At 36.4% G+C, this 775-nt stretch carries 1 protein-coding gene; it reads left to right on the forward strand.

The window, feature by feature from the left end; genetic code table 11:
• The coding region (locus BAQ49_RS30865; RefSeq protein WP_131802739.1) for an acyltransferase family protein at window positions 1-775 on the forward strand (775 nt) is incomplete at both ends.

Raw genomic sequence — 775 nt, forward strand, 5'->3', positions numbered from 1 at the left:
AGTCTAAGGGGCCTAGCTATACTAGGTGTTATTTTGTATCATATTAATTTTAATTGGATGCCTGGAGGATTTTTAGGGGTTACTGTATTTTTTGTACTCTCAGGTTATTTAATTACAGATATTCTAGCGATGGAGTGGAAGAGAAATAAGAGAATTGATTTGAAGAAATTCTGGCTTAGTAGGGCAAGGAGATTGCTTCCAGCAATGTTTGTTATGCTCGTTATAACGTTGGCATGGATTACGATTTTTCATAGCTCTTTACTTGAAAAAATGCGTGGAGATTCATTAGCGGCGTTATTTTATGTTAGTAACTGGTGGTATATCTATCATAAATTATCGTACTTTGATAATTTTAACCAGCTTTCTCCATTGAATCATTTTTGGTCGTTAGCAGTTGAGGAACAATTCTATGTTGTCTGGCCGTTTATCATTAGTTTAGGACTTTACCACATAAAAAAACAATCCCGTATGATTTTATTGATTTGTCTGGGAGCTGTTGCTTCAGCTTTAGCGATGGCAATTTTGTATGAACCTGGAACTGATCCGAGCAGAATTTATTATGGCACAGATACGAGGGCCTTTTCTTTACTTATTGGAGCGGCACTTGCCTTACTTTGGCCAAGCAATAGGCTTGCAAATAAAATTATTCCAAAGGCGCGTCTCATTCTTGATGTAGTGGGAGGAACTGCTCTTATTATTATTTTGCTTATGTTTTGGAAGACGAATCAATATGATCCGTTTCTATACAATGGAGGAATGGTTCTCTTATCAATTG

Source organism: Bacillus proteolyticus, from assembly GCF_001884065.1.
GTDB classification, from domain to species: domain Bacteria; phylum Bacillota; class Bacilli; order Bacillales; family Bacillaceae_G; genus Bacillus_A; species Bacillus_A proteolyticus.